Origin of the sequence: Streptomyces sp. NBC_00083, from assembly GCF_026343295.1 — a bacterium.
Classification (GTDB): domain Bacteria; phylum Actinomycetota; class Actinomycetes; order Streptomycetales; family Streptomycetaceae; genus Streptomyces.
This window is the reverse complement of record NZ_JAPELY010000002.1, coordinates 918230-944828: the sequence shown is the minus strand read 5'-3', so window position 1 is coordinate 944828 and position 26599 is coordinate 918230. Positions and strand designations below refer to the sequence as shown.

The 26599-nt window shown below is 69.6% G+C and carries 24 protein-coding genes; 1 reads left to right on the top strand and 23 read right to left on the bottom strand.

Annotation, left to right across the window (positions count from 1 at the left end; all coding sequences use genetic code 11):
* Positions 1–141: 141 nt before the first annotated feature.
* Entirely contained in the window at positions 142–1995 is a 1854-nt protein-coding gene (locus OOJ98_RS20705; protein ID WP_267056418.1) for a glycoside hydrolase family 18 chitinase, read from the top strand.
* A gap of 161 nt (positions 1996–2156) precedes the next feature.
* On the opposite strand, the gene OOJ98_RS20700 is transcribed toward OOJ98_RS20705, so the two are convergent.
* The 23 genes from OOJ98_RS20700 to lysA form a co-directional block, all read right to left on the bottom strand.
* Positions 2157–2603: a DUF2550 domain-containing protein gene (locus OOJ98_RS20700; RefSeq protein WP_114038179.1), complete on the bottom strand. Its 447-nt coding sequence runs from the start codon at positions 2601–2603 to the stop codon at positions 2157–2159.
* 127 nt (positions 2604–2730) lie between these two features.
* On the bottom strand, positions 2731–3105 hold the full coding sequence (locus tag OOJ98_RS20695) for a F0F1 ATP synthase subunit epsilon (protein WP_267056417.1): 375 nt from the start codon (positions 3103–3105) through the stop codon (positions 2731–2733).
* Between the two features lie 121 nt (positions 3106–3226).
* Positions 3227–4669, bottom strand: a complete 1443-nt coding sequence (gene atpD, locus OOJ98_RS20690) for a F0F1 ATP synthase subunit beta (protein ID WP_267056416.1) — start codon at positions 4667–4669, stop codon at positions 3227–3229.
* Positions 4669–5586, bottom strand: a complete 918-nt coding sequence (locus OOJ98_RS20685) for a F0F1 ATP synthase subunit gamma (protein ID WP_267056415.1) — start codon at positions 5584–5586, stop codon at positions 4669–4671. Before OOJ98_RS20685 ends, atpD begins: the two co-directional genes overlap by 1 nt.
* Before the next feature lie 23 nt (positions 5587–5609).
* On the bottom strand, positions 5610–7208 hold the full coding sequence (atpA, locus tag OOJ98_RS20680) for a F0F1 ATP synthase subunit alpha (protein WP_267056414.1): 1599 nt from the start codon (positions 7206–7208) through the stop codon (positions 5610–5612).
* Positions 7209–7347: 139 nt separating this feature from the next.
* Positions 7348–8163 carry a F0F1 ATP synthase subunit delta gene (locus OOJ98_RS20675; RefSeq protein ID WP_267056413.1) on the bottom strand — a complete coding sequence of 272 codons (816 nt, stop codon included), beginning with the start codon at positions 8161–8163 and terminating at the stop codon, positions 7348–7350.
* Entirely contained in the window at positions 8160–8696 is a 537-nt protein-coding gene (locus OOJ98_RS20670) for a F0F1 ATP synthase subunit B (protein ID WP_267056412.1), read from the bottom strand. Before OOJ98_RS20670 ends, OOJ98_RS20675 begins: the two co-directional genes overlap by 4 nt.
* A gap of 51 nt (positions 8697–8747) precedes the next feature.
* Complete coding sequence (gene atpE / locus OOJ98_RS20665; protein ID WP_053726990.1) at positions 8748–8981, bottom strand: ATP synthase F0 subunit C; 234 nt, start codon at positions 8979–8981, stop codon at positions 8748–8750.
* A gap of 76 nt (positions 8982–9057) precedes the next feature.
* On the bottom strand, positions 9058–9882 hold the full coding sequence (gene atpB, locus OOJ98_RS20660; protein ID WP_267056411.1) for a F0F1 ATP synthase subunit A: 825 nt from the start codon (positions 9880–9882) through the stop codon (positions 9058–9060).
* A gap of 225 nt (positions 9883–10107) precedes the next feature.
* Entirely contained in the window at positions 10108–10545 is a 438-nt protein-coding gene (locus OOJ98_RS20655; RefSeq protein ID WP_267056410.1) for a hypothetical protein, read from the bottom strand.
* Between the two features lie 265 nt (positions 10546–10810).
* Positions 10811–12157 carry an MraY family glycosyltransferase gene (locus OOJ98_RS20650; RefSeq protein ID WP_267057043.1) on the bottom strand — a complete coding sequence of 449 codons (1347 nt, stop codon included), beginning with the start codon at positions 12155–12157 and terminating at the stop codon, positions 10811–10813.
* A 192-nt stretch (positions 12158–12349) separates the two neighbouring features.
* Positions 12350–13588: a serine hydroxymethyltransferase gene (gene glyA / locus OOJ98_RS20645; RefSeq protein WP_267056409.1), complete on the bottom strand. Its 1239-nt coding sequence runs from the start codon at positions 13586–13588 to the stop codon at positions 12350–12352.
* Between the two features lie 51 nt (positions 13589–13639).
* Entirely contained in the window at positions 13640–14290 is a 651-nt protein-coding gene (locus tag OOJ98_RS20640; RefSeq protein ID WP_267056408.1) for a protein-tyrosine-phosphatase, read from the bottom strand.
* A complete protein-coding gene (locus OOJ98_RS20635) occupies positions 14287–14934 on the bottom strand; it encodes an L-threonylcarbamoyladenylate synthase (RefSeq protein WP_267056407.1) in 648 nt (215 codons plus the stop codon). The genes OOJ98_RS20640 and OOJ98_RS20635 overlap by 4 nt, the downstream gene beginning before the upstream one ends.
* A gap of 46 nt (positions 14935–14980) precedes the next feature.
* Positions 14981–15862: a peptide chain release factor N(5)-glutamine methyltransferase gene (prmC, locus tag OOJ98_RS20630; RefSeq protein ID WP_267056406.1), complete on the bottom strand. Its 882-nt coding sequence runs from the start codon at positions 15860–15862 to the stop codon at positions 14981–14983.
* A 30-nt stretch (positions 15863–15892) separates the two neighbouring features.
* On the bottom strand, positions 15893–16972 hold the full coding sequence (gene prfA / locus OOJ98_RS20625) for a peptide chain release factor 1 (protein WP_267056405.1): 1080 nt from the start codon (positions 16970–16972) through the stop codon (positions 15893–15895).
* Positions 16973–17074: 102 nt separating this feature from the next.
* Entirely contained in the window at positions 17075–17302 is a 228-nt protein-coding gene (gene rpmE, locus OOJ98_RS20620; protein ID WP_267056404.1) for a 50S ribosomal protein L31, read from the bottom strand.
* A 168-nt stretch (positions 17303–17470) separates the two neighbouring features.
* Positions 17471–18580 carry an LCP family protein gene (locus tag OOJ98_RS20615; RefSeq protein ID WP_267056403.1) on the bottom strand — a complete coding sequence of 370 codons (1110 nt, stop codon included), beginning with the start codon at positions 18578–18580 and terminating at the stop codon, positions 17471–17473.
* 388 nt (positions 18581–18968) lie between these two features.
* The gene (gene rho, locus OOJ98_RS20610; protein ID WP_267056402.1) at positions 18969–21059 is read right to left on the bottom strand and encodes a transcription termination factor Rho; all 2091 of its coding nucleotides are present in this window, start codon (positions 21057–21059) and stop codon (positions 18969–18971) included.
* A gap of 402 nt (positions 21060–21461) precedes the next feature.
* Complete coding sequence (gene thrB, locus OOJ98_RS20605) at positions 21462–22379, bottom strand: homoserine kinase (protein ID WP_267056401.1); 918 nt, start codon at positions 22377–22379, stop codon at positions 21462–21464.
* 280 nt (positions 22380–22659) lie between these two features.
* Positions 22660–23718 (bottom strand): threonine synthase, encoded by a 1059-nt coding sequence (gene thrC, locus OOJ98_RS20600; protein WP_267056400.1) that lies wholly within the window; start codon positions 23716–23718, stop codon positions 22660–22662.
* 6 nt (positions 23719–23724) lie between these two features.
* Positions 23725–25017 (bottom strand): homoserine dehydrogenase, encoded by a 1293-nt coding sequence (locus tag OOJ98_RS20595; protein WP_267056399.1) that lies wholly within the window; start codon positions 25015–25017, stop codon positions 23725–23727.
* Positions 25018–25115: 98 nt separating this feature from the next.
* Positions 25116–26507, bottom strand: coding sequence for a diaminopimelate decarboxylase (gene lysA, locus OOJ98_RS20590; RefSeq protein WP_267056398.1), 1392 nt, complete (start codon positions 26505–26507; stop codon positions 25116–25118).
* Positions 26508–26599: the final 92 nt, after the last annotated feature.

The window sequence follows — 26599 nt, the reverse complement described above, 5'->3', positions numbered from 1 at the left end:
GACCTCTTGACGGTTGGTCCAGACCTTTCTACGCTCACCGCACACTGCTGTGGTGGGCATGCCATCCCTGGCGCTTGAGGCACGCTCACCGGACGGAGCAGGGTTCCACCCCCACCACCGTCGCACCATTCGGGAGCAGCCTTGAGTACCGCACGTCGCATCCGTACGGGCTTCAGATCAAGAGCCGCAGCGGCCCTGACCGCACTCGCCCTCCCCGTGGCCGCCCTCGTCGGCCTCGCCTCCCCGGCCCAGGCCGCCACGTCGGCCACCGCCACCTACGCCAAGTCCTCCGACTGGGGCTCCGGCTTCGGAGCCGCCTGGACCATCAAGAACACCGGCACCACGGCGCTGAGTTCCTGGACCGTGGAGTGGGACTACCCCTCGGGTACGTCCGTGACCTCGGCCTGGGACGCGGACGTCACCAGCTCCGGCACCCACTGGACCGCCAAGAACAAGTCGTACAACGGCGCCATCGCCCCCGGCGCCAGCGTCAGCTTCGGCTTCAACGGCGCCGGCTCCGGATCACCCACGGGGTGCAAGCTGAACGGCGGCTCCTGTGACGGGAGTTCGACACCGCCGACCGGTGACGCCCCGCCCTCGGCCCCCGGCACCCCGACCACCAGCAACGTCACCGACACCGGTGTCTCGCTGTCCTGGACGGCGGCGACCGACGACAAGGGCGTCAAGAACTACGACGTCTACCGGGGCTCGGCGAAGATCGCCACCGTCACCGGCACGACGTACGCCGACTCGGGCCTGACCAAGGGCACGACGTACACCTACAGCGTGACCGCGCGCGACACCGCCGACCAGACCGGGCCCTCCTCGGGTTCGGTCACCGTGACGACCACCGGCGGAGGCGGCGGCCCCGCGCCCGGCGGCGACAAGGTGCGGCTCGGCTACTTCACCGACTGGGGCATCTACCAGCGCAACTACCAGGTGAAGAACATCGTCACCTCGGGCTCGGCGAGCAAGCTGACCCACATCAACTACGCGTTCGGCAACGTCACCAACGGGCAGTGCGCGATCGGTGACGCCTACGCCGACTACCAGAAGACGTACGACGCGTCCTCCAGCGTCGACGGCACCGCCGACACGTGGGACCAGCCGGTCGCGGGCAACATCAACCAGCTCCGCGAGCTGAAGAAGAAGTACCCCGGCATCAAGATCCTGTGGTCCTTCGGCGGCTGGACGTGGTCCGGCGGCTTCGGCGCGGCCGCGGCCAACCCGACCGCCTTCGCCAACTCCTGCTACTCGCTGGTCAAGGACCCCCGCTGGGCCGATGTCTTCGACGGCATCGACATCGACTGGGAGTACCCCAACGCGTGCGGCCTGTCCTGTGACACCAGCGGTCCCGACGCCCTGAAGAACGTCCTCGCGGCGCTGCGCACCAAGTTCGGCAGCTCGGCGCTGGTCACGGCCGCGGTCACCGCCGACGGTTCGACCGGCGGCAAGATGGACGCGGCGGACTACGGCGGCGCGGCGAGCTACGTCGACTGGTACAACGTGATGACGTACGACTTCTTCGGCGCGTGGGACGCCAAGGGCCCGACCGCCCCGCACTCCCCGCTCACCTCGTACAACGGCATCCCGATCGCGGGCTTCAACACGGACGCGGCGATCCAGAAGTACCTGGGCAAGGGCGTCCCCGCGAGCAAGCTCAACCTCGGTATCGGTTTCTACGGCCGCGGCTGGACCGGTGTCACCCAGGACGCGCCGGGCGGCACCGCGACGGGGCCGGCGCCGGGCACGTACGAGCAGGGCATCGAGGACTACAAGGTCCTGAAGTCGTCCTGCCCCGTGACCGGCACGGTGGCGGGCACGGCGTACGCCCACTGCGGGACGAACTGGTGGAGCTATGACACGCCGTCGACGATCACCGGGAAGATGAGCTACGTGAAGAACCAGGGCCTTCGGGGCGCGTTCTTCTGGGAGTTCAGCGGGGACACGTCGAACGGGGAGCTGCTGAGCGCGATGGACTCGGGCCTGAAGTAACCCCCCCCACCCCCAGCACCCCGGCCATGCGGGCCCGTCCCCCGCCGCCGGGGTGCTGTCGGTACCCGACCCCGCGCAGTTCCCCGCGCCCCCAGCTGGGTCGGCCTGGGCGGCAAGCCATCCCGAGCCACCTCAGCCCGTCCGGCGATTGAGGACGAGGGCTAGGCGACGTTGACGCGTTGGCCGGGGGGCGCCGCTTCCAGCCAGGCCAGAAAACCCGTCAACGCATCCTCGCTCATCGCGAGCTCAAGCCGCGTACCCCGATGGGTGCACCCCAGAATGATCGCGTCGGACAGGAGCGCCAGCTCCTCCTCGCCCTCGGGGAGGCGACGCGACACCACGTCGATCGCGGACCGCTCAAGAACGCGGCGCGGCCTCGGCGCGTACGAGAAGACCCGGAACCACTCGATCCGGTCGCCGTTGTAGCGGGCCACCCCGTACACCCAGCCCTTGCCGCTGGTGTCCGGCGTCTCCGGAAGCCCCCAGCGCAGACTGCAGTCGAACGTCCCGCCGGAACGCTGGATCAGCCGCCGGCGCAGACCGAAGACGAAGAGTCCCACCAGTACCAGCGCGACGACCAGACCACACACAAGCAGAGCGAGGGTCATCTACACCGACCTCCTCGCTCAACCAGTAATCCAGCAACGGAAAAATCTGCCTGCATCGCCTCAGCCGCGACCGGCTCCGGAAACTTCCGGACCGAGCCGCGGCTGAGGAAAATCACGGGCGAGGGTGCTAGCCCTTCGCCACCGCACGCAGTCGTACGTCGGCACGGCGCTCGGCCGCGGCATCCGACTCCGACTTCGCACTCTCCAGCGCACGCTCGGCACGCTGGACATCGATCTCGTCCGCCAGCTCGGCAACCTCGGCGAGCAGCGACAGCTTGTTGTCGGCGAAGGAGATGAAACCACCGTGCACCGCCGCGACGACGGTGCCGCCCTCGCTCGTGCGGATCATCACCGGGCCCGACTCCAGCACACCAAGGAGCGGCTGGTGACCGGGCATGACGCCGATGTCGCCGGACGTGGTGCGCGCGACGACCAGGGTGGCCTCGCCGGACCAGACACTGCGGTCCGCGGCGACGAGCTCGACGTGCAGCTCAGTAGCCATGGTTGGCTCCTTGGGTCACCACCCGGCGGTTCGGCCGGGTGTTGGGTCGATTCTAGTCAGTTCTCAGCAGGCGATACGCAGAGGGGCGGGACGCGCCCGCCCCTCCACGCGGTCGGGCGCGTCAGGAGACGCCCAGCTCCTTGGCGTTGGCCTTGAGGTCTTCCAGGCCACCGCACATGAAGAACGCCTGCTCGGGGAAGTGGTCGTACTCGCCGTCGCAGATCTGGTTGAACGCCGTGATCGACTCTTCCAGCGGGACGTCCGAACCGTCGACGCCGGTGAACTGCTTGGCGACGTGCGTGTTCTGCGACAGGAAGCGCTCCACGCGGCGGGCGCGGTGCACGACCAGCTTGTCCTCTTCGCCGAGCTCGTCGATGCCGAGAATGGCGATGATGTCCTGGAGGTCCTTGTACTTCTGCAGGATCGTCTTGACGCGCATGGCGGCGTCGTAGTGCTCCTGCGCGATGTAGCGCGGGTCCAGGATCCGGGACGTGGAGTCCAGCGGGTCCACGGCCGGGTAGATGCCCTTCTCGGAGATCGGACGGGAGAGAACCGTCGTCGCGTCGAGGTGGGCGAAGGTGGTGGCCGGGGCCGGGTCGGTCAGGTCGTCCGCGGGGACGTAGATCGCCTGCATCGAGGTGATCGAGTGACCACGGGTCGAGGTGATGCGCTCCTGGAGGAGACCCATCTCGTCGGCCAGGTTCGGCTGGTAACCCACCGCGGAGGGCATACGACCGAGCAGGGTCGACACCTCGGAACCCGCCTGGGTGTACCGGAAGATGTTGTCGATGAAGAAGAGGACGTCCTGCTTCTGGACGTCACGGAAGTACTCCGCCATCGTCAGACCGGCCAGCGCGACGCGCAGACGCGTGCCCGGCGGCTCGTCCATCTGACCGAAGACAAGGGCGGTCTTGTCGATGACGCCCGAGTCCTGCATTTCCTCGATGAGGTCGTTGCCCTCACGGGTGCGCTCACCGACGCCGGCGAACACCGACACACCGTCGTGGTTGTTGGCCACGCGGTAGATCATTTCCTGGATCAGCACGGTCTTGCCGACACCGGCACCACCGAACAGACCGATCTTTCCACCCTTGACGTACGGGGTGAGAAGGTCGATGACCTTGACGCCGGTCTCGAACATCTCGGTCTTGGACTCGAGCTGGTCGAAGTTGGGCGCCTTGCGGTGGATCGCCCAGCGCTCGCCGATGTTGGCGTTCTCCTCGGGCTTGTTCAGCACCTCGCCGAGGGTGTTGAACACCTTGCCCTTGGTGAAGTCGCCGACCGGCACCATGATGCCGTTGCCCGTGTCGGTCACCGGGGCCTGGCGGACCAGACCGTCGGTGGGCTGCATCGAGATCGCGCGGACGATGCCGTCACCCAGGTGCTGGGCGACTTCGAGCGTCAGCGTCTTGAGCTTGCCGTCCTCGGCCGGGTCGGCCACCTGGACGTGCAGCGCGTTGTAGATCTCCGGCATCGCGTCGACGGGGAACTCCACGTCGACGACCGGGCCGATGACCCGGGCGACGCGGCCCGTGGCAACGGCCGTCTCAACAGTGGTCGTCATTACTTGTCACTCCCCGCGGTCGCGTCGGCCAGCGCACTGGAGCCACCGACGATCTCGCTGATTTCCTGGGTGATTTCGGCCTGGCGGGCCGCGTTGGCAAGCCGGGAGAGGCTCTTGATGAGCTCTCCGGCGTTGTCGGTGGCCGACTTCATCGCACGGCGACGGGCGGCGTGCTCGGAAGCGGCCGACTGAAGCAGCGCGTTGTAGATGCGGCTTTCGACGTAGCGCGGCAGCAGGGCGTCGAGGACGTCCTCCGCCGACGGCTCGAAGTCGAAGAGCGGAAGGATCTGGTCCTTCGTGCCCGTCTCTTCCTGAACCTTCTCCAGCGACAACGGCAGCATCCGGTTGTCGACCGGCGTCTGCGTCATCATCGACACGAACTCCGTGAAGACGATGTGCAGTTCGTCCGCTCCGCCCTCGGCCGTCTCCGTCTGGATGGCCTCGATCAGCGGTGCGGCCACCTGCTTGGCGTCCGCGTAGGTCGGGCTGTCGGTGAAGCCGGTCCACGACTGCGCGACCTTGCGCTCACGGAAGCCGTAGTAGGCGACACCCTTGCGGCCGACGATGTACGTGTCGACCTCCTTGCCCTCGCCGCGCAGCCGCTCCGTCAGCCTCTCCGCGGCCTTGATGGCGTTGGAGGAGTAGCCGCCGGCCAGACCGCGGTCGCTCGTGATGAGCAGGACCGCGGCACGGCCCGGGGCCTCGGCCTCGGTGGTGAGCGGGTGGTTGGTGGTGGAGCCGGTCGCCACCGCGGTCACCGCACGGGTGAGCTCGGTCGCGTACGGCGTGGAGGCCGCCACCTGGCGCTGCGCCTTGACGATGCGCGAGGCGGCGATCATCTCCATCGCCTTGGTGATCTTCTTGGTCGCGGTGACGGATCGGATGCGACGCTTGTAGACCCGGAGCTGCGCTCCCATGAGTCAGGTCCCTTCCGTCGTCGTCACTTGCTGGTGCTGACCGGTGCCGGCGTGTCGTCACCGAGGAGCTTGCCGTCCGAGGTCTCGAACTGACGCTTGAAGCCCGCGATGGCGTCGCCCACGGACTGCAGGGTGTCGTCCGACATCTTCGCGCCCTCGGCGATCGAGGTGAGGAGGTCCTTGCGCTCGCGGCGCAGGTACTCCAGCAGCTCGGCCTCGAAGCGGCGGATGTCCTCGACCGGCACGTCGTCCATCTTGCCGGTGGTGCCGGCCCAGATGGAGACGACCTGCTCCTCGACCGGGTACGGCGAGTACTGGGGCTGCTTCAGGAGCTCCACCATGCGCTTGCCGCGCTCAAGGGAGGCCTTGGAAGCCGCGTCCAGGTCGGAACCGAAGGCGGCGAACGCCTCCAGCTCGCGGTACTGGGCGAGGTCGACACGGAGTCGGCCGGACACCTGGCGCATCGCCTTGTGCTGCGCGGAACCACCGACTCGGGAGACGGAGATACCGACGTTGAGCGCGGGGCGCTGACCGGCGTTGAACAGGTCCGACTCCAGGAAGCACTGGCCGTCGGTGATGGAGATGACGTTGGTCGGGATGAACGCCGACACGTCGTTTGCCTTGGTCTCGACGATCGGGAGACCCGTCATCGAGCCGGCGCCCATCTCGTCCGACAGCTTCGCGCAGCGCTCGAGCAGACGCGAGTGCAGGTAGAAGACGTCGCCCGGGTAGGCCTCGCGGCCCGGCGGACGGCGCAGCAGCAGGGACACGGCGCGGTAGGCGTCGGCCTGCTTCGACAGGTCGTCGAAGATGATGAGGACGTGCTTGCCGTCGTACATCCAGTGCTGGCCGATGGCCGAACCGGTGTACGGGGCGAGGTACTTGAAGCCGGCCGGGTCGGACGCGGGCGCGGCGACGATCGTCGTGTACTCCAGCGCGCCGGCCTCTTCCAGGGCGCCACGCACGGAGGCGATGGTCGAGCCCTTCTGGCCGATGGCGACGTAGATGCAGCGGACCTGCTTCTTCGGGTCGCCCGAGCGCCAGTTGTCGCGCTGGTTGATGATCGTGTCGACGGCCAGAGCGGTCTTGCCGGTCTGACGGTCACCAATGATCAGCTGACGCTGGCCACGGCCGATCGGCACCATCGCGTCGACGGCCTTGTAACCGGTCGCCATCGGCTCGTGCACCGACTTACGGACCATGACGCCCGGAGCCTGCAGCTCCAGGGCGCGGCGGCCGTCGGTGTCGATCTCGCCGAGGCCGTCGATCGGGTTGCCGAGCGGGTCGACGACGCGGCCGAGGTAACCCTCGCCTACGCCGACCGAGAGCACCTCACCGGTGCGCTGCACCGGCTGGCCCTCTTCGATTCCGCTGAACTCGCCGAGGACGATCGCACCGATCTCGCGCTCCTCGAGGTTGAGGGCGAGACCAAGGGTTCCGTCCTCGAACCGCAGCAGCTCGTTCGCCATGGCCGAGGGAAGACCCTCGACCTTCGCGATGCCGTCGCCGGCAACGCTGACCGTACCGACCTCCTCGCGCGAGGCCGCGTCCGGCTGGTACGACTGGACAAAGGTCTCCAGCGCATCCCGGATCTCCTCCGGCCGGATCGTGAGCTCCGCCATCTGGGTTCCCTGCTCTCCTTGTTGGGCCCGAAGTTTCTAAGGGGGTCTGGGGGCCGACCCCCAGGAATCTTCTGCAATTTCTGCACGGCCCAACCGGGCCGCTGGTGTTGCTAATTCAGGTGGTGCGCCGACCGTGAGGTCAGCCCGCCAGCCGCCGGTTCGCCTCTTCGAGGCGCTCCGCGATGGTGCCTTCGATGACCTCGTCGCCGACACGCACCGAGATCCCGCCGAGGACCTCGGGGTCCACGTCGAGGTTCAGGTGCATCTGACGGCCGTAGATCTTCGCCAGGGCCGCGCCGAGGCGCGACTTCTGGAGGTCGGTCAGCGGCACCGCCGAGGTGACCACCGCGACCATCCGGTCCCGGCGTCCCGCGGCGAGCTTGGAGAGGGACTCGAGGCCCGCTTCCAGGCTACGTCCACGCGGCCGGGTCACGAGACGGGCGACCAGGCGCTCGGTGACGGGGTTCGCCCTGCCACCGAGCAGACTGCGCAGCAGCTCGCTCTTGGCCGCGACCGTGGCGGTGCGGCTGGTGAGCGCGGAGCGCAGCCCGGTGCTGCCGGTGACGATGCGGCCGAACCGGAACAGCTCGTCCTCTACGTCGTCCAGCGCGCCCGACTGCTGCGCGGCGGTGAGGTCGGCGGTGCTCGCCAGTTCCTCGAGCGAGTCCACCAGGTCACGCGACTGCGACCAGCGGGAGCGGACCATGCCGCCCAGCAGGTCGGCCGTCTCGCCGCCCACCTGGCCGCCGAACAGGCGCGCGGCCAGTTCGGCCCTGGCCTCGCCGGCCTGCGCCGGGTCGGTGAGGACCCGACGCAGCGAGACCTCGCGGTCGAGCAGCGTGGTGACGGCGGCCAGCTCGTCGCCGAGCTTCGCCGCGTCGACGGACGGGCGGTCCATCAGCGCGTCGAGACGCTCTCGTGCGGCGGCCAGTGCCTCGCGGCTCGCGCCGTTCATCGGACGGCCTCGGCCTTCTCCTCGAGCTCGCCGAGGAAACGGTCGATGGTGCGGCTCTGGCGGGCGTGGTCCTCAAGGGACTCGCCGACCAGCTTGCCGGCCAGGTCGGTCGCCAGCTTGCCCACGTCCTGACGGAGCGAGTGCGCGGCGGCCTTGCGGTCGGCCTCGATCTGGGCGTGGCCGGCAGCGATGATCTCCTCACGCTGCCGCTGGCCTTCCGCCCTCATCTCCTGGATGAGCACGGTGCCCTGCTCGGTCGCCTCCTGGCGCAGGCGGGCAGCCTCGTGGCGGGCCTCGGCGAGCTGAGCCTTGTACTGCTCAAGGACGCTCTGGGCCTCGGTCTGAGCGGCTTCGGCCTTCTCCATCCCGCCTTCGATGGCCTCGCGACGCTCGTCCAGAACCTTGTTGATGTTCGGGAGGAGCTTCTTGGCGAGGAAGCCGAAGACGATGACGAAGGCGATGAGGCCGATGACGAGCTCAGGCCACGGCGGAACGAGGGGGTTTTCCTTGCCCTCGGCCGCCAGCTGAACCATGGTGAGGTTCACATCAGTGCCTTTCGTCGGTCGGTCTGGTCGTGGTTCGTCTTAGTAGACGAACGGCATGACGAGGCCGATCAGGGCCAGCGCCTCACAGAACGCGAAACCGAGAATCTGGTTGGCGCGGATCAGGCCGGCCGCTTCGGGCTGACGGGCAAGAGCCTGCGTGCCGTTACCGAAGATGATGCCGACGCCGACGCCGGGGCCGATCGCGGCGAGGCCGTAACCGATGGAGCTGAGCGAGCCGGTGACGCCATCGGAGGCAGCGAGGATCTGGGACATGCCAGTTCTTCCTTCTCTTTCACGGACCGGTGGGGGTTGGCCACCGGACGACTGGGGGTATGGAGGGTGCGGGCGGTCAGTGGTGCTCGGCGACGGCGCCCTGGAGGTAGCTGCACGCCAGGAGTACGAACACGTAGGCCTGGACGGCCTGGATGAAGAGCTCGAAGCCGGTCATCACGATGACCATCACGAACGAGACGCCGGAGTACGCGATGCCGATGCCGTTGAGCATGTACCAGCTGGCGATCGTGAACAGCAGCAGCAGGGTGTGACCGGCGAACATGTTCGCGAAGAGTCGCACCGCGTGCGTGAAGGGACGGACCAGCACGTTCGAGAAGAACTCGATGGTCATGACCATCGGCAGGACCGCGCCGAGCGACTTGTCATAGCCGGTGAGGTTCTTGAAGCCGCCCACGAAACCGTGACGCTTGAAGGTGACGCTCATCCAGCAGAGGTAGACGACCAGGGCGAGAACGGCCGGGTACGCGATGATCGACGTGACCGGGAACTGGGCGACCGGGACGATCGACCAGAGGTTCATCATCCAGACGAAGAAGAAGAGCGTCACCATGAGGGGGACCCACTTCTCGCCCTCCTTCTTGCCCATCGTCTCGTAGACGATGCCGCGGCGTACGAAGTCGTACGCGGCCTCGGCGACCATCTGCATCTTGCCGGGGACGATCTTCGGCTTGCGGAAGGCGGCCCAGAAGAACGCGACGATGATCAGCGAGCCCAGCAGGGCGAGCAGCATCGGCTTGTTGAAGTACACCCCGTCGGTGTCGCCCCAGAGCGGCTCGAAGAGGAACGAGTGCAGGCCGGGACCCTCGAAGCCACAGCCGTTCGACTGGAAGATGTGGCAGCTCGGATCGAAGGCGAGCACCTGCGTCGGGTCAGCACTCACCGCGGGCTCCTTCAGCGTGGCGCATAGGTACGGCAACCTCGTTGTGTCGGCGCGGCGCGCAGCCGCGGTTCGGCACTGGACTGGTGTTTCGGATGATGGGGCGGCGGTCGGGCATCAAGCCTCGCGATTGAGCAGGCGTCAGCTCAGATGCCCGCGCCCGCAGTGCCGCAGTTGGCACCGGACGATAGCAGGGTCCTGAACTCGCATTTATTCCGGCCCTACCGTTCACGCCGACGGCCCCGTCTTTTCGGGCTTGGAGCCCTCTGCGGTATCCGGTTCGACGTAAAGGATCTTCGCCTTCATGTGTGCACGCGCCTGTGCGCCGATCCAGACGAGGGTCAGCGCGACGAGGGTTGCTGCGAAGCATTTGGGGTTGAACAGCGTCGTGTTCTTGAAGACCGCGACAAAGATGAAGAGCAGGAGCAACTGCGCGGTGTACAGCATCAGTCCCATGGCCTGGAAGAGATGCGGAAGCGATTTGGCAGTGCGCTCCAGGACGACGAGTCCGATGCCCATGAAGAGGATCACGACCAGCGTCGCGACGATGGCACCCACTGCCCCCTTGCCGCCCGCGACCACTCCGCTCACGAGGGTCGCAACAGCGCCCGCGGCAGCGGTGGGTAGGGCGGTCGGGAGAAGAGTGCGTGCGTCGTTGGACGGCATGGCGGCAGCTCCGCTTGCTGGTGGGGGCAAAGTGGTGTCGTCATGGACGAGCGTAAGACCCGGGCCGAGTTGGAACCTCGGGCCAACGGACCGTCGCACTACGGTCCTTCGGCTCTGGCGCCGGGTCTCGTGAACCGTATCACAAACTATTTGATGAGGTCTTTACCATGGAAGTGTGATGGGCAGCACACTTGAGAGTGATGCCGCGCGTTTGTGCACAACGGGCGGCGAGATGTCTGGTATTGGGCATCGACGCGGCAAATCGTCAGCGCGATGCCCCGGTCTTCCGTCGGTCGGGGAAGCGCGAACGGGGGCCGATCGCTGTCGCTCCGTTGACGCCGGAGACTCCGGCGGCCACCGCGGGGCGCTCGCCGCGCACCTCGTCGTCCAGCTCGTCCGTCGCCGGGGCGTGCTGCGCCTCCGGCTCCGGCTTGGTACGCCGGTAGCGCGGCGGTACGAACCGCTCGGCCCACCGCGGGGCCCGCGGGTCGAACCGCGGGAGCAGCAGCAGGACGAGTCCGACCGCGCTCAGCGCGACGATCAGGAGCACGATCCACATCGACGCCGAGTGCACCGAGTAGGCCACCGCGCCGAAGGCGATGAGCGCCGACCAGAAGTACATGATCAGCACCGCCCTGCTGTGCGAGTGCCCGATCTCCAGGAGCCGGTGGTGCAGGTGCCCGCGGTCCGCGGCGAACGGCGACTGGCCGTTCCAGGTCCTGCGGACGATCGCGAGCACCAGGTCGGCCATCGGGATCGCGATGATCGTCAGCGGCATGAGCAGCGGGATGAAGACCGGGAGCATCGCGTGCGTGGCATCGCGGGTGCCGCCGAAGTTCAGCTTCATCGCGTCCGGGTCGACCTGGCCGGTGATGGAGATGGCGCCCGCCGCGAGGACCAGCCCGATCAGCATCGAGCCGGAGTCGCCCATGAAGATCCGCGCCGGGTGCATGTTGTGCGGCAGGAAGCCCACGCACATGCCCATGAGGATGGCGGCGAAGAGGGTGGCCGGGGCGGCCGCCTCGATCCCGTACCCGTACCAGAGCCGGTAGGCGTACATGAAGAACGCCGCCGACGCGATGCACACCATGCCGGCGGCGAGGCCGTCGAGGCCGTCCACGAAGTTGACCGCGTTGATGGTGATCACGACGAGCGCGACCGTCAGGAGCGTGCCCTGCCACGAGGTCAGGGAGACCGAGCCGATGCCGGGGATCGGCAGCCACAGGATGGTCAGACCCTGCATGACCATGACGCCCGCGGCGATCATCTGCCCGCCGAGCTTGATCAGGGCGTCGATCTCGAACTTGTCGTCGAGGACGCCGATCAGCCAGATCAGGGCGGCGCCGGAGAGCAGCGCCCGCGGCTCGTTGGACTGGCTGAAGACGGCGTTGAGCCCGTCGAGGTGGTCGGCGACGAGGAGCCCCGCGCACAGGCCGCCGAACATGGCGATGCCGCCGAGTCTCGGTGTCGGCTCCCGGTGCACGTCGCGCGCACGGATCGCCGGCATCGCGCCCACGGCGATGGCGAACTTCCGCACCGGCCCGGTGAGCAGATAGGTCACCGCGGCCGTGACGCAGAGCGTCAGCAGGTATTCACGCACGGGCTGCCCCAGAGGTATCGCTGGCCATCTCAGCCCCACACCCTAGCTTCGCGCGCATGTGGTTGAGGACATCCGGATCCGGCAGATGGTTGCAGGTACCCCGCCGAAGCGGGGATAAGCCTGCATTTTTCCCGTATGCGAACCCTGTGAGTATGGGCCGACCGTGCGTTCCGGTCCTCTTTCACGCCGTTTTCGACGCCCCTCTCAAGGAGGAGGGAATCGCTTCGCCAGTTCCCTCACTTCCGCCCGCGTTCTCGGATCCTCGCGCATCGCCATCGCGAAGAGCACCGCGATCCTGGCCATCTCGGTCTCGCCCATGCCCTGCGTGGTGACGGCCGCCGTGCCCAGGCGGATGCCGCGGGCCTCGGAGTGCGGCAGGGCGCAGCTGTCCAGGACGAGCCCGGCACCCGCCAGGCGGCCCCGCGCGGTGCGCCCGTCGACGCCGAACGGTGCCGGGTCGGCGAGGATCAGGTGGGTGTCGGTGCCGCCGGTGGCCACCCCGAACCCCTCGGCGAGCAGCCCCTCCGCGAGGATGCGGGCATTGCCGACCACCTGATGGGCGTACCCGGTGAACGCCGGGGTGGACGCCTCACCGAAGGCGATCGCCTTGGCGGCGATGGTGTGCATCTGGGCGCCGCCCTGCGTGAAGGGGAAGACGGCGCGGTCGATGCGCTGGGCGAGGTCGGCGCCGCACAGGATCAGGCCGCCGCGCGGTCCGCGCAGCACCTTGTGGGTGGTGGCGCACACGACGTCCGCGTACGGGACCGGGCTCGGCGCCGCTCCCCCGGCGATCAGGCCCATGGGGTGCGCGGTGTCCGCGATGAGGTACGCGCCCACGTCGTCGGCGATCTCCCGGAACGCGCGGTAGTCCGGATGGCGGGGGTAGGCGATGGAGCCGCACACGATCGCCCGTGGCCGGTGCTCGATCGCCAGGTCCCACACCTCGCCGTAGTCGATGAGCCCGGTGTCCGGCTCAACGCCGTACCCGACGAAGTCGAACCAGCGTCCCGAGAAGTTGGCGGGCGAGCCGTGCGTGAGGTGTCCGCCGGAGGGCAGCCCCATCGCCAGGACGGTGTCACCGGGCTTCAGGAGCGCCGCGTAGGCCGCGAGCACCGCCGAAGTGCCCGAATGCGTCTGGACGTTGGCGTGGGCCGCCCCGAAGAGGGCTTTGGCGCGTTCGACGGCGACGCGCTCGGCGACGTCCACGACCTCGCAGCCGCCGTGGTGGCGGGCGCCGGGGTAGCCCTCGGCGTACTTGTTGCCCAGCTGCGAGCCGAGGGCGGCCCGCACGGCCGCCGAGGTGAAGTTCTCGGCCGCGATCAGCTGGAGCGAGGTGGCCTGGCGCTCGGCCTCGCCGAGCAGCACGTCGGCCATGTCGGGGTCCTGCCGCCTGACGGCGTCGAGCCCCGCGGGTTCAGTGCCAACTGCGGAGGTGACGGACATGCGTCCAGCGTAGGTCCCGGCCGCCCCGCGCGCCCGGTGTGATGGCGCGTCTCAGTGGTGGGTGGGCACGCCCGTGAGGGCGGTGACGACCGGGTCGAGCGCCTGGTTGATCTCGTCGCCGATGGAGCGGAAGAAGGTGATGGGTGCGCCGTAGGGGTCGTTGACCTCGTCGGCCTCGGCGCTCGGCGCGAGCAGCCAGCCGCGCAGCGCCGCCGCGGCCCGCACCAGGGCCCTCGCGCGCTCGACCATGCCCTCCTGGAGGGGGTCGGGCAGGGTGGCCGGGTCTATGGCCCGTACGAGCCGGGTGAACTCCTTCAGGGTGAAGGTGCGCAGGCCCGCCGAGTGGCCCATCGAGATGACCTGGGCGCGGTGGTCCCGGGTCGCGGTGAGGACCAGGTCGGCGGTGATGACGTGCTCGTCGAGGAGCTCGCGGCCGGTGAAGCCGGTGGCGTCCGCGCCGAAGTCGGCGAGCACCGCGGCGGCGTTGGCCTCCATCGGAGCGCCCTCGTGCCCCCAGGTGCCGGCGCTCTCCACGATGAGGCCGCCCGTGAACGGGTCCCCGAGCCGGTCGCTCAGGGCATGGCGGGTCAGCCGCTCGGTGATCGGCGAGCGGCAGACGTTGCCGGTGCTGACGTGGAGGATGCGGAACGAGTCCACCGTGTGGTGGACCGTGCCTATGCCACGCCCCTCAGGGGCGGTCAATTGGCCACCTCGAGGTCGGGTACCACCTTGCGCAGCTCGTCCGCGTCGAGCGCGCCGGCGCGCAGCAGTACCGGGACCTTGCCGGTCACGTCGACGATGGAGGAGGGGACGATGCCCGGGGTGGGGCCGCCGTCCAGGTACACGGAGACGGAGTCGCCGAGCATGCCCTGGGCCGCGTCGCAGTCCTCGGGCGAGGGGTGTCCGGTGAGGTTGGCGGAGGAGACGGCCATCGGGCCGACCTCGGTGAGCAGCTCGATGGCGACGGGGTGCAGCGGCATCCGGATGGCGACGGTGCCCCGGGTGTCGCCGAGGTCCCACTGCAGGGACGGCTGGTGGCGCGTGACCAGGGTGAGAGCGCCGGGCCAGAACGCGTCGACGAGCTCCCAGGCCTGCTCGGTGAAGTCGGTGACCAGGCCGTGCAGGGTGTTGGGCGAGCCGATGAGGACGGGCGTGGGCATGTTGCGGCCCCGGCCCTTGGCGTCGAGGAGGTCGTTGACGGCCTGCGAGTTGAAGGCGTCCGCGCCGATGCCGTACACGGTGTCCGTGGGCAGCACCACGAGCTCGCCGCGGCGGACGGCGGACGCGGCTTCGCGCAGACCGGTCGTGCGGTCGGTCGCGTCGTTGCAGTCGTATCGCCGAGCCATTAGCGGGCCTCCTCGTACACGTACACGGTCAGGGTGCTGATGCTGGTCACGGCGTCGCCTTGCGGGCCGTGGCGAAGCGCGGGCGGTTGTTCAGGTCGGGGTGGTCGGCCGCGTCCGCCCAGCCGGCCTCCTCGTTGAAGATCCACGGCACCTGGCCGCCCTGGGTGTCGGCGTGCTCGATGACGACGAGCCCGCCGGGCCGCAGGAGGCGGTGCGCGGTCCTCTCGATGCCCCGGATGGTGTCGAGACCGTCCTCACCGGAGAACAGCGCGAGCTCGGGGTCGTGGTCGCGCGCCTCGGGGGCGACGTACTCCCACTCGGTGAGCGGGATGTACGGCGGGTTCGAGATGACCAGGTCGACCTGGCCGTCGAGCTCGGGCAGCGCGGTGAGCGCGTCGCCCTGATGGAGAACGACGCGGGACCCCTCGACGTTCTTCCGCGTCCATGCCAGGGCGTCCTCGGACAGCTCCACGGCGTGCACGCGCGAGCGCGGGACCTCCTGCGCCATGGCGAGCGCGATGGCGCCCGAGCCGGTGCACAGGTCGACGATGAGCGGCTCCACGACGTCCATCGCGCGGACGGCGTCTATGGCCCAGCCGACCACCGACTCCGTCTCCGGGCGGGGCACGAACACCCCTGGCCCGACGTGGAGTTCGAGGTAGCGGAAGAAGGCGCGGCCAGTGATGTGCTGGAGCGGCTCACGCGCCTCGCGGCGGGCGATCGCCTCCCAGTAGCGGGCGTCGAAGTCGACGTCCTTGACGTTGTGCAGCTCTCCCCGCTTCACACCGTGGATGTGCGCGGCGAGCTCCTCCGCGTCGAACCGCGGCGAGGGCACACCGGCGTCGGCCAGCCGCCGGGTGGCCTGGGCCACCTCGGCAAGCAGCACGCTTCGGGGGCCTGGGGGTCGCCCCCCAGAGTTTTGCTGCACGCTGGTCCTCCGGCAGTCGTACGGGGGTGATTACTGGGCGGCCGCGAGCTTGGCGGCGGAGTCCGCGTCGACACAGGCCTGGATCATGGCGTCCAGGTCGCCGTCGAGGACCTGGTCCAAGTTGTACGCCTTGAAGCCGACCCGGTGGTCCGAGATGCGGTTTTCCGGGAAGTTGTACGTCCGGATCTTCTCGGAGCGGTCGACGGTGCGCACCTGGCTGCGGCGGGCGTCGGCGGCCTCCTGCTCGGCGGCCTCCTGGGCGGCGGCGAGCAGCCGGGAGCGCAGGATGCGCATGGCCTGCTCCTTGTTCTGGAGCTGGCTCTTCTCGTTCTGACAGGAGGCGACGACGCCGGTGGGGACGTGCGTGATGCGCACGGCGGAGTCGGTGGTGTTGACAGACTGGCCGCCGGGGCCCGAGGAGCGGTACACGTCGATGCGGAGGTCGTTCATGTTGATCTCGACGTCGACCTCCTCGGCCTCGGGCGTGACGAGCACGCCGGCGGCGGAGGTGTGGATGCGGCCCGCCGACTCGGTCGCGGGCACGCGCTGCACGCGGTGCACACCGCCCTCGTACTTCATCCGCGCCCAGACGCCCTGGCCGGGCTCGGTCGCGCCGTTGCCGCCCTTGGTCTTCACGGCGACCTGGACGTCCTTGTAGCCGCCCTGGTCGGACTCGGTGGAGTCGATGATCTCGGTCTTCCAGCCGACGCGCTCGGCGTAGCGCAGGTACATGCGCAGGAGGTCGCCGGCGAACAGGGCAGACTCGTCGCCGCCCGCGCCCGCCTTGATCTCCAGGAGCACGTCCTTGTCGTCGCTGGGGTCGCGCGGGACCAGGAGCAGGCGGAGCTTCTCGGTGAGCTCGTCGCGCTGCGCGGTCAGGTCCTTGACCTCGGCGGCGAAGTCGGGGTCGTCGGCGGCGAACTCCCGGGCGGTCACGATGTCCTCGCCCGTCTGCTTCCAGGCGCGGTACGTCCCGACGATCGGCGTCAGCTCGGCGTAGCGCTTGTTCAGCTTGCGCGCGTTGGCCTGGTCGGCGTGGACCGAAGGGTCGGCGAGCTTCGTCTCGAGGTCGGCGTGCTCGCCGATCAGGTCCTCGACCGCTTCGAACATCGGATGCTCCTGGGGTTCAAACGAAGAAGTAGGTCTTGACGGCAAAGCGCCGGTCGCGGCGCCCCCGGAACGGAGGCGCCGCGGACCGGCGCAGTTGGCTCGCTACTTCTGGGCGGAGCCGGCAGCGGCCTTGCCGAAGCGGGCCTCGAAGCGGGCCACGCGGCCACCGGTGTCCATGATCTTCTGCTTGCCCGTGTAGAACGGGTGGCACTCGGAGCAGATTTCGGCGCGGATGGAGCCGGCGCCGATCGTGCTACGGGTGGTGAAAGCCGCGCCACAGGTGCAGCTGACCTGGGTCTCGACGTACTCGGGGTGGATGTCGCGCTTCAAGGTGTCTCCTAGGTTCGGGAGGGCGCCGGGTCGTAGACGCGGATTGCGCATACGTGAACCGGGGCCGACGTACCAGTCTGCCAGGACTGGGCGCATCTCCCAAAACCGGGGTGGAGGCGGAACTATTCCCCCACACCCGCCGATGGTGTTCCGGCCCGGCCGCAGACGCTACTGACCGGCGACGTAGCCGCCCGCGGTGCCCTTGTCGCCCGCCGAGTCGGCGGTCGCGGACGCCGGGATCGGCTGGTCCTTGGAGAGGGCGTCCCAGACCTGCCGGGACTGCTCTTCGAGGGGGCTGACGCGGTTGGGGTCGAGCTTGTCGTACTGCACCGGCAGCGTGATCATCTTGACGTTCGAGGCGTCCAGGCCCTTGAGGCCGCTCGCGAAGCCGATGAGCGAGTTGACCGAGCTCAGTTCGGAGTCGGTGGTGATCGCCTTGGTGGCCGCGTCGGCGAGACCGTACAGCTTGGCCGGGTTGCTGAACACGCCGACGCTCTTGACCTGCCCGATCAGCGCCTTGATGAAGGCCTGCTGGAGCTGGATGCGGCCGAGGTCGCTGCCGTCGCCGACGACGCCGTGGCGGGTCCGCACGAGGCCGAGCGACTGCTCGCCGTTGAGGGTGTGCTTGCCGGCCGGCAGGTCGAGGTGGCTCTTGTCGTCCTTGATCGGCTTGTTGGTGGTGACGGGCACCCCGCCGAGCTGGTCGATGAGCTTCTTGAAGCCGGTGAAGTCGACCTCGATGTAGTGGTCCATGCGGATGCCGGACATCTGCTCGACGGTCTTGACGGCGCAGGCCGGGCCGCCGACCTCGTACGCCGTGTTGAACATCTGACGCTTGGCACCGGGGTCGCTCTTGCCGCCGTCCGTGGTGCAGGAGGGGCGGGTGACCAGGGTGTCGCGCGGGATGGAGACCACGCTCGCGCTCTTGTGGCCCTGGTAGACGTGGATGATCATCGCGGTGTCGGACCGGGCGCCGCCCTCGTCCGCGCCGTACTCCTTGTTGGCGCCGGCCCGCGAGTCGGAGCCGAGGACCAGGATGTCCATCGAGCCGTTGTCGACGTTCTGCGGGCGGTCGGTGCCGAGCTGGGCGTTGATGTCGACGCCCTTGAGGTTGCCGTTGAGCTTGAAGTACACGTAGCCGAGTCCGCCCCCGCCGACGAGCACCACGCCCGCCGCGGTCCACGCGGCTATCCGCAGGGCGCGACGGCGCCCGCTGGGCTGCTTGCGGCGCTTGCCGGCCCCGCGTATTCGGCTGGTGCGTGTGCCCTGCTCGGTCATGGTCTCCTCAGTTCTCGGTGCTCCTCCGATTACCCCCTGCCCCGGTGTTCAGGCACGGATTGTCGACACTTGTCAGACGTCGAAGCACCAAGAAGGGTTGCACAGGGTTCTAAGAGGCCCCTAAGAGCGCGGCGGCCCCGCAGCTCGGTGCCGCGCGGCCCCCACGGCTCTCACCTGCGCGTTCGCGGAGGCCGTCGAGGGAGGTCCGCCCCGGGCGGGCCGTAGGGCGTGTGTCGAACGCCTCAGCGAGCGCGGGGACACGCACGGTGACCGCGCCGCCGTACGAGACGGAGGGCCGGGGCCCGCCGGAACGCCTCCGCACGCGAGAGCGCCCCCGGCACCGAAGTGCCGGGGGCGCTCTCAAGTGGCCCTGCGGGGCCGGGAGTTGCTAGTCGTTGCCGTTGCCCGGACCCGGAGTCGTCTTCTGGATCTGGAGCAGGAACTCGGCGTTCGACTTCGTCTGCTTCATCTTGTCGAGGAGCAGCTCGATGGCCTGCTGCTGGTCGAGGGCGTGGAGCACCCGGCGCAGCTTCCAGACGACCGCGAGCTCGTCGCTGCCGAGCAGGATCTCTTCCTTGCGGGTACCGGACGCGTCGACGTCCACCGCCGGGAAGATGCGCTTGTCGGCGAGCTTGCGGTCGAGCTTGAGCTCCATGTTGCCGGTGCCCTTGAACTCCTCGAAGATCACCTCGTCCATGCGCGAGCCGGTCTCCACGAGCGCGGTGGCGAGGATGGTCAGCGAGCCGCCGTCCTCGATGTTGCGCGCGGCACCGAAGAAGCGCTTCGGCGGGTAGAGCGCGGTCGAGTCGACACCACCGGACAGGATGCGGCCGGAGGCCGGGGCCGCCAGGTTGTAAGCACGGCCCAGACGGGTGATCGAGTCGAGAAGGACGACCACGTCGTGACCGAGCTCGACGAGACGCTTGGCGCGCTCGATGGCCAGCTCGGCGACGGTGGTGTGGTCCTCGGCGGGACGGTCGAAGGTCGAGGAGATGACCTCGCCCTTCACCGACCGCTGCATGTCGGTGACCTCTTCCGGACGCTCGTCGACCAGGACGACCATCAGGTGGCACTCGGGGTTGTTGTGGGTGATCGCGTTGGCGACCGCCTGCATGATCATGGTCTTGCCGGTCTTCGGCGGGGCCACGATCAGGCCTCGCTGGCCCTTGCCGATCGGCGACACGAGGTCGATGATCCGCGTCGTCAGGATGCCCGGGTCGGTCTCCAGACGGAGCCGGTCCTGGGGGTAGAGCGGGGTCAGCTTGTTGAACTCCGGGCGCCCGCGGCCCGAGTCCGCGGCCATGCCGTTGGAGGAGTCCAGACGCACCAGGGCGTTGAACTTCTCGCGGCGCTCGCCGTCCTTGGGCTGGCGCACGGCACCGGTGACGTGGTCACCCTTGCGCAGGCCGTTCTTGCGGACCTGGGCGAGCGAGACGTACACGTCGTTCGGGCCCGGCAGGTAGCCGGAGGTCCGGATGAACGCGTAGTTGTCGAGGATGTCGAGGATGCCCGCGACGGGGATCAGGACGTCGTCGTCGGCGACCTGCGGCTCGGCGCCGAACTCCTCGCGGCCACCGCGGCGGCCACGGCGGTCGCGGTAGCGTCCGCGACGGCCACGGCGGCTGCCGTCGTCGTCGAAGTCGTCCTGCGGGCCGTTGTTCTGCTGCTGGCTCTGCTGGCCGCCCTGCCCGCCCTGGCGCTCCTTGCGCTGGCCGCCCTGCTGGTCGTCGGCCTTGCCGCGGTCACCGCGCTGACGGTCACCGCGGTCACCTCGCTCGCCACGGTCGCCACCGCGGTCGCCGCCGCGCTCACCGCGCTGCTGGCGGTCCCGGCGGTCGCCGCGCTCACCGCGGTCGCGGCGCTCCCGGCGGCCCTCGGCGGTGTCGACGGCCTCGGTGGCCTTCGCCTCGCCACGGTCCGCCGTCTCGGCGGTCTTGACGTCGGCCTTGGCCTCCGTCTTGGTGGCGGTCTCGACCGCCGCCGAGGCGGACTCGGGGCTTCCGGACGGCGCGGTGGCACGGCGGCGGCGACGCTCGCCGGCGGGCTGCTCGTCGCCGGCACCCTGGTCGGAGGCCTTGGCGGACGGCTGGCCCGGAATGTCGATCTGCTGCTGCGCGGCCTGCTTGTCGGCGGCGGGAGCGGCGGCCTCGTCGCCCGTACGGGCCTTGGAGGTGGCGCGGCGCTTCGGCTTGGTCTCGGCGCCTGCGGCCGACGCGGAGGCCTTGGCGGGAGCCGCGGAACCGCCGCCGGCCTGCGCCTCCTTGATGACCTCGATCAGCTGGCTCTTGCGCATGCGCGCGGTGCCCCGGATGCCGAGGCCGGACGCGACCTGCTGCAGCTCGGCCAGGACCATGCCGTCGAGGCCGGTGCCGGAGCGGCGGCGCCGTGCGGTGGTGCCGGAGGCAGCACCTGCGGCGGGCGCGGCATTGTCGACAGAGTTGTCGGCAGTCACGCCCATCAGATCGGTGGTGTCGCTCACGAAGGGTCCTTCCCTGGAGCGGACGTCGGCCTGTCTGGCTCGGCGACCGGTTGTGCTGTCCGGCTGCGGCCCGTGATCGTGTGGATCACTGATCGTGCCGGGGCGGTGGTCCGCCGCGTACGGCGGAGAGACAAAGTGCGTGGGTTCCGGCCCGAGATCCCCCTGCTCGGCCCCTGCCGGGAATGAGCGTGGGGTGTCGTGCCGGTTCCGGAGCGTGCTCGCAACTGCTCAGGCAGGCTGCGCAGGCAGTTGGGGAGGCTCTCGGAAGAAAGGCGGTCCCTGAAGGGGACACGAAGCACCGCGCCACGAAGACGACCGATGCAGACTTGAGGTTAACACTACCGGATCCAACAAACATTCCCCCTCTCGTTCACCGGCAAGCCGTGCTTCCTGCGCCCGTACCTACGATCCGAGCGGCAGGACGCTCGCGCCCGCGGCGTCGAGACTGAGCCGGTTGGCGGCCCACCCCTCCCCCGCAAGGCGTGCGACCTTGTCGGCCGCACCGTCCCCGACCAGCGCGAGCACCGTGGGCCCGGCGCCGGAGATGACCGCGGGGACACCGTCCGCGCGCAGCCGGTTGACCAGTGCCACGCTCTCCGGCATCGCCGGTGCGCGGTACTCCTGGTGGAGCCGGTCCTCGGTGCCGGCGAGCAGCAGCTCGGGACGCCTGGTCAGGGCCTCCACGAGCAGGGCAGCGCGGCCCGCGTTGGCCGCGGCGTCGACGTGCGGCACGGTGCGCGGGAGCAGCCCGCGGGCCGTCTCCGTCAGGACCGCCTTGCCCGGCACGAAGACCACCGGAACGATGGAATCCGCCGGGTCCATCCTGATCGCGCGGGCCGCTCCGCCGTCCATCCAGGAGAGCGTGAATCCGCCGAGCAGACAGGCCGCGACGTTGTCGGGGTGGCCCTCGATCTCGGTCGCGAGCTCCAGGAGCGCCGCGTCGTCGAGCCGGGCGTCGCCGCCTATGGTCACGGCGCGCGCGGCGACGATGCCGGCGCAGATGGCGGCGGAGGAGGAGCCGAGGCCGCGGCCGTGCGGGATGCGGTTGGCGCAGACGACCTCGAGGCCGCGCGGCTGCCCGCCGAGCAGGTCGAACGCGGTGCGCAGGGACCGTACGAGCAGGTGGCTCTCGTCGCGGGGCAGCGTCTGGGCGCCCTCGCCGGCGATGTCGATGCCGAGGCCGGAGTCGGCGACGCGGACGACCACGTCGTCGTAGAGCCCCAGTGACAGGCCGAGGGAGTCGAAACCCGGGCCGAGGTTGGCACTGGTGGCGGGGACGCGCACCCGTACGGCGGCGGCGCGGAATGCGGGACCGGCCATCGCTCTGATGACTCCTTGTGAGGCTGCTGCTGGGGTCTGCTGCGAGGTTTTTCGAAGACGTACTGAACACCCGAGGGCCACGTGGGCAACTGCACCACGGCATATGCGGCGGGGCGGGTTGGGTACAGCCTATCGAAGGAAGGTTCCGTGGCGACATAGGGCGCACAGGAGGCGCACGATGCGTGTCGCAAGCCCCCTGTGCCCCTACGTACGGGCTTGTCCGGTTTTACGTACGCGTCCTCACGGGACCGGACGCGTACGCAACCGCTGCGGCCAGGTGTTACGCGAGGCCGAGGCGCTCGGCGGCGGCCGCCGCGTCCACCGGGACGGTGACGGGCTGCGGCGCCCCGGCGACGGCCCAGTCGGGGTCCTTGAGGCCGTTTCCGGTCACCGTGCACACGATCTTCTGGCCCGGGTCGACGAGACCGCGCTCGGCGGCCTTGAGCAGCCCGGCCACCGAAGCGGCGGAGGCGGGCTCCACGAAGACGCCCTCCTGGGAGGCGAGCAGCCGGTACGCGCGCAGGATCTCACGGTCCGTCACTTCGTCGATGAAACCGCCGGATTCGTCGCGCGCGGCGAGTGCGAACTGCCACGAGGCCGGGTTGCCGATGCGGATCGCGGTGGCGATCGTCGACGGGTCCTTGACGACCTCGCCGCGCACGATCGGCGCCGAACCCGACGCCTGGAAGCCCCACATGCGCGGCGCGTGCGTCGAGACGCCGTCGGCGGCGTACTCCGTGTAGCCCTTCCAGTACGCCGTGATGTTGCCGGCGTTGCCCACGGGCAGGACGTGGATGTCGGGGGCGTCGCCCAGCGCGTCCACGATCTCGAAGGCGGCGGTCTTCTGGCCCTCGATGCGGACCGGGTTGACCGAATTGACCAGCGCCACCGGGTAGTTGTCGGAGAGCGAGCGGGCCAGCGTGAGGCAGTCGTCGAAGTTGCCGTCGACCTGGAGGATCTTGGCGCCGTGGATGAGCGCCTGGCCCATCTTGCCGAGCGCGATCTTGCCCTGCGGCACGAGGACCGCGCACACCATGCCGGCCCGCACCGCGTAGGCGGCGGCGGAGGCCGAGGTGTTGCCGGTGGAGGCGCAGATGACCGCCTTGGCGCCCTCCTCCTTCGCGCGGGTGATCGCCATCGTCATGCCGCGGTCCTTGAAGGACCCGGTCGGGTTGGCGCCCTCGACCTTGAGGTGGACCTCGCAGCCCGTGCGCTCGGAGAGCACCTGCGCCGGCACGAGCGGCGTGCCGCCCTCGCGGAGGCTGACGACCGGCGTCGTGGCGGAGACGGGGAGCCGGTTCCGGTACTCCTCGATGATTCCGCGCCATTGGTGGGTCATTGCTGGTTACTCCCCTTCAACACGCATGATGCTGGCGACACCACGCACGGTGTCGAGCTTGCGCAGGGCGTCCACGGTCCCGGTGAGGGCCGCGTCGGCCGCGCGGTGGGTGACGACGACGAGGGAGGCCTCGCCGTCCTTGCCGGACTGCCGCACGGTGTCGATGGACACCCCGTGCTCGGCGAAGACCGTCGCCACCTGGGCGAGGACGCCCGGCTTGTCGGCCACATCGAGGCTGATGTGGTAGCGGGTCACGACGTCGCCCATGGGGCTCACGGGCAGCCGCGTGTACGCGGAATCGCCCGGCCCGGTCGATCCGGCGAGCTTGTTGCGGCAGACCGCGACCAGGTCGCCGAGGACGGCGGACGCGGTCGGGGCGCCGCCCGCGCCGGGCCCGTAGAACATCAGCTGTCCGGCGGCCTCCGCCTCGACGAACACCGCGTTGTAGGCGCCCCGCACGGAGGCCAGCGGGTGGTCGAGCGGGATCATCGCCGGGTGGACCCGGGCCATCACCGAGCCGCCGTCGGCGGCCCGCTCGCAGATGGCGAGCAGCTTGATGGTGCAGCCCATCTCCTTCGCCGACGCGAAGTCGGCGGAGGTCACCTCGGTCATGCCCTCGCGGTACACGTCGTCGAGGCGGACGCGGGTGTGGAAGGCGATCCCGGCGAGGATGGCGGCCTTGGCGGCGGCGTCGAAGCCCTCGACGTCGGCGGTCGGGTCGGCTTCGGCGTAACCGAGCGCGGTGGCCTCGTCGAGGGCCTCCTGGTAGCCGGCGCCCGTCGAGTCCATCTTGTCGAGGATGAAGTTGGTGGTGCCGTTGACGATGCCGAGCACCCGGTTGACCTTGTCGCCGGCGAGGGACTCGCGCAGCGGCCGGATCAGCGGGATGGCGCCGGCGACGGCCGCCTCGTAGTACAGGTCACGGCCGTGCTCGACGGCTGCCGCGTGCAGCGCCGCACCGTCCTGGGCGAGCAGCGCCTTGTTCGCGGAGACGACGGAGGCGCCGTGCTCGAAGGCGGTGGTGATGAGGGTGCGGGCGGGCTCGATGCCGCCGATGACCTCGACGACGACGTCGATGTCGCCGCGTTTGACGAGGGCGGTGGCGTCGGTGGTGACCAGGGCGGGGTCGATGCCCTCACGCACCTTGGAGGGCCGGCGGACGGCGACCCCGGCGAGCTCCACGGGGGCGCCGATACGCGCCGTGAGGTCGTCGGCGTGCGTCGTCATGATGCGCGCCACCTCTGAGCCGACCACTCCACAGCCCAGCAGCGCCACCTTCAGCGGACGCGTACGCATCATCCGACCTCGTTTCCTCTTCAAACCTGGAATACGAACCAGTCTCACTCACCGGACGGGGGTTTCTGCCCCTCGTCCGGATCCTGAGACAACTATTTCATTTATCCGACATCGAGACGCAGGAGATCTTCCTCCGTCTCGCGCCGCACGATCACCCGCGCCGCACCGTCGCGCACGGCGACGACCGGCGGGCGGAGCGCGTGGTTGTAATTGCTGGCCATGGAGCGGCAGTACGCGCCGGTGGCCGGCACGGCAATCAGATCACCCGGCGCGAGGTCGGCGGGCAGGAACGCGTCACGCACCACGATGTCACCGCTCTCGCAGTGCTTGCCGACGACCCTGACCAGCATCGGCTCGGCGTCCGACGTGCGCGAGACGAGCGCGACCGAGTACTCGGCGTCGTACAGCGCGGTACGGATGTTGTCGGACATGCCGCCGTCGACGCTCACATACGTCCGCAGCCCTTCGAGCGGCTTGATGGTGCCGACCTCGTACAGCGTGAACGCGGTCGGGCCGACGATCGCGCGGCCCGGCTCGACGGAGATGCGGGGCGCGCGCAGGCCCGCCGCGTCGCACTCGCGCGCGACGATCTCGCTCAGCGCCTTCGCGATCTCGTGCGGCTCGCTCGGGTCGTCGTCGGAGGTGTACGCGATACCGAGGCCGCCGCCGAGGTCGATCTCGGGCAGCTCGACGCCGTGCTCGTCGCGCACCTCGGCGAGCAGCTGCACGACGCGCCGCGCGGACACCTCGAAGCCGGCCATGTCGAAGATCTGCGAGCCGATGTGCGAGTGGATGCCGGTCAGTTCGAGCCCGTCGAGCTTGAGGGCGCGGCGCACGGCCTCGGCGGCCTGGCCGCCGGCGAGCGCGATGCCGAACTTCTGGTCCTCGTGCGCGGTGGCGATGAACTCGTGGGTGTGGGCCTCGACGCCGACGGTGACGCGGATGAAGGCCTTCTGCACCGTGCCGAGCTCCTGGGCGATGTGCGCGACGCGCACGATCTCCTGGAAGGAGTCGAGCACGATCCGCCCGACCCCGGCCTCGACGGCGCGGCGGATCTCGGCCTCGCTCTTGTTGTTGCCGTGGAAGGCGATGCGCTCGGCGGGCATCCCCGCGTCGAGGGCGGTGGCGAGTTCGGTACCGGAGCACACGTCGAGGTTGAGCCCCTCTTCGTGCAGCCAGCGCACGACGGCCCGCGAGAGGAACGCCTTGCCGGCGTAGAACACATCGGCGTCGCGGCCGAACGCGTCGGCCCAGGCGCGGCACCGCTCCCGGAAGTCGGTCTCGTCGAGGAAGTAGGCGGGCGTCCCGAACTCCTCGGCCAGCCGCGCCACTTGGAGCCCGCCGACGGTGAGCGCGCCGTCCTCGTCACGGGCCACGGTGCTCGACCAGACCTTCGGGTCGAGGGAGTTGAGGTCGGCGGGCGGCGCGGAGTAGTGGCCTTCGGGAAGCACGTCGGCGTGGCGGGGGCCGGCGGGGTGCGCGGAGCGGCTCATGTTCGTACGTCTCTTCTCTTACGCGTCGTACACGTCGTACACGTCTGGGGGCATGACAGCGGCTGACGCCGGAGCGGGTTCCGCGGCTGTCC

Bases quoted from the DNA above. Each gene is read 5' to 3' on its own strand.
- OOJ98_RS20700 (WP_114038179.1), bottom strand. From the start codon at position 2,603: ATGACCCTCGCTCTGCTTGTGTGTGGTCTGGTCGTCGCGCTGGTACTG.
- OOJ98_RS20695 (WP_267056417.1), bottom strand. From the start codon at position 3,105: ATGGCTACTGAGCTGCACGTCGAGCTCGTCGCCGCGGACCGCAGTGTC.
- atpD (WP_267056416.1), bottom strand. From the start codon at position 4,669: ATGACGACCACTGTTGAGACGGCCGTTGCCACGGGCCGCGTCGCCCGG.
- OOJ98_RS20685 (WP_267056415.1), bottom strand. From the start codon at position 5,586: ATGGGAGCGCAGCTCCGGGTCTACAAGCGTCGCATCCGATCCGTCACC.
- atpA (WP_267056414.1), bottom strand. From the start codon at position 7,208: ATGGCGGAGCTCACGATCCGGCCGGAGGAGATCCGGGATGCGCTGGAG.
- OOJ98_RS20675 (WP_267056413.1), bottom strand. From the start codon at position 8,163: ATGAACGGCGCGAGCCGCGAGGCACTGGCCGCCGCACGAGAGCGTCTC.
- OOJ98_RS20670 (WP_267056412.1), bottom strand. From the start codon at position 8,696: ATGGTTCAGCTGGCGGCCGAGGGCAAGGAAAACCCCCTCGTTCCGCCG.
- atpE (WP_053726990.1), bottom strand. From the start codon at position 8,981: ATGTCCCAGATCCTCGCTGCCTCCGATGGCGTCACCGGCTCGCTCAGC.
- OOJ98_RS20655 (WP_267056410.1), bottom strand. From the start codon at position 10,545: ATGCCGTCCAACGACGCACGCACTCTTCTCCCGACCGCCCTACCCACC.
- glyA (WP_267056409.1), bottom strand. From the start codon at position 13,588: ATGTCCGTCACCTCCGCAGTTGGCACTGAACCCGCGGGGCTCGACGCC.
- OOJ98_RS20635 (WP_267056407.1), bottom strand. From the start codon at position 14,934: ATGGCTCGGCGATACGACTGCAACGACGCGACCGACCGCACGACCGGT.
- prfA (WP_267056405.1), bottom strand. From the start codon at position 16,972: ATGTTCGAAGCGGTCGAGGACCTGATCGGCGAGCACGCCGACCTCGAG.
- OOJ98_RS20615 (WP_267056403.1), bottom strand. From the start codon at position 18,580: ATGACCGAGCAGGGCACACGCACCAGCCGAATACGCGGGGCCGGCAAG.
- thrB (WP_267056401.1), bottom strand. From the start codon at position 22,379: ATGGCCGGTCCCGCATTCCGCGCCGCCGCCGTACGGGTGCGCGTCCCC.
- thrC (WP_267056400.1), bottom strand. From the start codon at position 23,718: ATGACCCACCAATGGCGCGGAATCATCGAGGAGTACCGGAACCGGCTC.
- OOJ98_RS20595 (WP_267056399.1), bottom strand. From the start codon at position 25,017: ATGATGCGTACGCGTCCGCTGAAGGTGGCGCTGCTGGGCTGTGGAGTG.
- lysA (WP_267056398.1), bottom strand. From the start codon at position 26,507: ATGAGCCGCTCCGCGCACCCCGCCGGCCCCCGCCACGCCGACGTGCTT.